Origin of the sequence: Sphaerotilus sulfidivorans, from assembly GCF_013426975.1 — a bacterium.
GTDB classification, from domain to species: Bacteria; Pseudomonadota; Gammaproteobacteria; order Burkholderiales; family Burkholderiaceae_C; genus Sphaerotilus; species Sphaerotilus sulfidivorans.
The window spans coordinates 1-3,971 of record NZ_JACCPY010000072.1; the positions used below are offsets into that span (position 1 = coordinate 1).

At 67.6% G+C, this 3,971-nt stretch carries 1 protein-coding gene; it reads right to left on the reverse strand.

Annotated features, from left to right (window positions below):
- Nucleotides 1-3,971 (reverse strand): beta strand repeat-containing protein (locus tag HZU84_RS19945; protein WP_219341027.1); only part of this gene is annotated, 3,971 nt, incomplete at both ends.

Consider the following 3,971-nt stretch of genomic DNA (forward strand, 5'->3'; position numbering starts at 1 on the left):
CGCGGTCTGACCTTCGACGACGGACGCAGGCCCCGCGATCGAGACCAGACAGGTGTCCTCGGCGCCCGGCGTGCCGCCGCCCGGGCCTCCGACATCATCGGTAACGAGGGTGGTGACCGAACCCTTGGCCGGATCCGCCGCAATCGCCTCGAAGCCGCCGCCGGTGATCTCGCCGACCGAGATGGTGATGCTTTCCGAGCCTTCCACCAGCGCGTCGTCGATCGTGCTCAGGTCGAAGTCGACCGAACTCTGTCCGGCCGGAATGGTGACCGAGGTGACGGCGGTGTAGTCCGAGCCATCGGTGGCGGTGCCGGAGTAGGTGAGCTTGATGGTGACGTCGGTGGCGGCCGGCTGGCTCAGGCTGACGGTGTAGCCGGTCGCGGTCTGACCTTCGACGACGGTACCGGGGCCAGTGATCGAGACCAGGCAGGTGTCCTCGGCGCCTGGCGTGCCACCGCCGGGGCCTCCGACATCATCGGTAACGAGGGTGGTGACCGAGCCCTTGGCCGGATCCGCCGCGATGGCCTCGAAGCCGCCGTCTGTGATCTCGCCGACCGAGACGGTGATGGTTTCCGAGCCCTCGGCCAGTGCGTCGTCGATCGTGCTCAGGTCGAAGTCGACCGAACTCTGTCCGGCCGGAATGGTGACCGAAGTGACCGCGGTGTAGTCCGAGCCGTCGGTGGCGGTGCCGGAGTAGGTGAGCTTGATGGTGACGTCGGTGGCGGCCGGCTGGCTCAGCGAGACGGTGAACCTGGCTGTCTCGCCCTCGGTGACCGAGCCGGAGGCCGGGCCTGCAATCGAGACCAGGCAGGTGTCCTCAGCTCCAGGCGTGCCGCCGCCCGGGCCGCCGACATCATCGGTAACGAGGGTGGTGACCGAGCCTTTGGCCGGATCCGCCGCGATGGCCTCGAAGCCGCCGCCGGTGATCTCGCCGACCGAGACGGTGATGGTTTCCGAGCCTTCCGCCAGCGCATCGTCGATCGTGCTCAGATCGAAGTCGACCGAACTCTGTCCGGCCGGAATGGTGACCGAAGTGACCGCGGTGTAGTCCGAGCCGTCGGTGGCGGTGCCGGAGTAGGTGAGCTTGATGGTGACGTCGGTGGCTGCCGGCTGGCTCAGCGAGACGGCGAACCTGGCTGTCTCGCCCTCGGTGACCGAGCCGGAGGCCGGGCCTGCAATCGAGACCAGGCAGGTGTCCTCGCTGCCCGGCGTGCCGCCGCCCGGGCCGCCGACATCATCGGTAACGAGGGTAGTGACCGAACCCTTGTCCGGATCTGCCGCAATCGCCTCGAAGCCGCCGCCGGTGATCTCGCCGACGGAGACGGTGATGGTTTCCGAGCCCTCGACCAGCGCGTCGTCGATCGTGCTCAGGTCGAAGGTCGTGCGGGTCTGACCCGCAGGAATGGTGACCGAGGTGACGGCGGTGTAGTCCGAGCCATCAGTGGCCGTGCCGGAGTAGGTGAGCTTGACGGTGACGTCGGTGGAGGCCGGTTGGCTCAGGCTGACGGTGTAGCCACTGGCGGTCTGTCCCTCGACGACCGAGCCTGGGCCGGTGATCGAGACCAGACAGGTGTCCTCGGCGCCCGGCGTGCCGCCGCCCGGGCCACCGACATCATCGGTAACGAGGGTAGTGACCGAGCCCTTGTCCGGATCCGCCGCAATCGCCTCGAAGCCACCGCCGGTGATCTCGCCGACCGAGATGGTGATGCTTTCCGAGCCTTCGGCCAGTGCGTCGTCGATCGTGTTCAGGTCGAAGGTCGTGCGGGTCTGACCCGCAGGAATCGTGACCGAGGTGACGGCGGTGTAGTCCGAGCCATCAGTGGCCGTGCCGGAGTAGGTGAGCTTGACGGTGACGTCGGTGGAGGCCGGCTGGCTCAGGCTGACGGTGTAGCCACTGGCGGTCTGTCCCTCGACGACCGAGCCTGGACCGGTGATCGAGACCAGGCAAGTGTCCTCGACGCCCGGCGTGCCGCTGCCCGGGCCGCCGACATCATCGGTAACGAGGGTGGTGATCGAGCCCTTGGTCGGATCCGCCGTAATCGCCTCGAAGCCACCGCCGGTGATCTCGCCGACGGAGACGGTGATGGTTTCCGAGCCCTCGACCAGCGCGTCGTCGATCGTGCTCAGGTCGAAGGTCGTGCTGGTCTGACCCGCAGGAATGGTGACCGAGGTGACGGCGGTGTAGTCCGAGCCATCAGTGGCCGTGCCGGAGTAGGTGAGCTTGACGGTGACGTCGGTGGCGGCCGGCTGGCTCAGGCTGACGGTGTAGCCACTGGCGGTCTGTCCCTCGACGACCGAGCCTGGACCGGTGATCGAGACCAGACAAGTGTCCTCGACGCCCGGCGTGCCGCCGCCCGGGCCGCCGACATCATCGGTAACGAGGGTGGTGACCGAACCCTTGGCCGGATCCGCCGCGATGGCCTCGAAGCCACCACCGGTGATTTCGCCGACCGAGACGGTGATGGTTTCCGAGCCCTCGGCCAGCGCATCGTCGATCGTGCTCAGGTCGAAGTCGACCGAACTCTGTCCGGCCGGAATGGTGAGCGAGGTGACGGCGGTGTAGTCCGAACCGTCCGTGGCAGTGCCGGAGTAGGTGAGCTTGATGGTGACGTCAGTCGCGGCCGGCTGGCTCAGCGAGACGGTGAACCTGGCTGTCTCGCCCTCGGTGACCGAGCCGGAAGCCGGGCCTGTGATGGAGACCAGGCAGGTGTCCTCAGCTCCAGGCGTGCCGCCGCCCGGGCCGCCGACATCATCGGTAACGAGGGTGGTGACCGAACCCTTGTCCGGATCTGCCGCGATGGCCTCGAAGCCACCACCTGTGATCTCGCCGACCGAGACGGTGATGGTTTCCGAGCCTTCCGCCAGTGCGTCGTCAATCGTGCTCAGGTCGAAGTCGACCGAACTCTGTCCGGCTGGAATGGTGACCGAGGTGACCGCGGTGTAGTCCGAGCCATCGGTGGCGGTGCCGGAGTAGGTGAGCTTGACGGTGACGTCGGTGGCTGCCGGCTGGCTCAGGCTGACGGTGAACCTGGCTGTCTCGCCCTCAGTGACCGAGCCGGAAGCCGGGCCGGTGATGGAGACCAGGCAGGTGTCCTCACCGCCTGGCGTGCCACCGCCGGGGCCTCCGACATCATCGGTAACGAGGGTAGTGACCGAGCCCTTGTCCGGATCCGCCGCGATGGCCTCGAAGCCGCCGCCTGTGATCTCGCCGACGGAGATGGTGATGCTTTCCGAGCCCTCGGCCAGCGCATCGTCGATCGTGCTCAGATCAAATTCGACCGAACTCTGTCCGGCCGGAATCGTGACCGAGGTGACAGCGATGTAGTCCGAACCGTCCGTGGCGGTGCCGGAGTAGGTGAGCTTGATGGTGACGTCGGTCGCTGCAGGCTGGCTCAGCGAGACGGTGAACCTGGCTGTCTCGCCCTCGGTGACCGAGCCGGAGGCCGGGCCTGCAATCGAGACCAGGCAGGTGTCCTCGCTGCCCGGCGTGCCGCCGCCCGGGCCGCCGACATCATCGGTAACGAGGGTGGTGACCGAACCCTTGTCCGGATCCGCCGCGATGGCCTCGAAGCCGCCGCCGGTGATCTCGCCGACCGAGATGGTGATGGTTTCCGAGCCCTCGGCCAGCGCGTCGTCGATCGTGCTCAGGTCGAAGGTCGTGCTGGTCTGACCCGCAGGAATGGTGACCGAGGTGACCGCGGTGTAGTCCGAGCCATCGGTAGCGGTGCCGGAGTAGGTGAGCTTGATGGTGACGTCGGTGGCGGCCGGCTGGCTCAGGCTGACGGTGTAGCCGGTCGAGGTCTGACCTTCGACGACGGACGCAGGCCCCGCGATCGAGACCAGGCAGGTGTCCTCGGCGCCCGGCGTGCCGCCGCCCGGGCCGCCGACATCATCGGTAACGAGGGTGGTGACCGAACCCTTGTCCGGATCCGCCGCAATCGCCTCGAAGCCGCCGCCGGTGATCTCGCCGA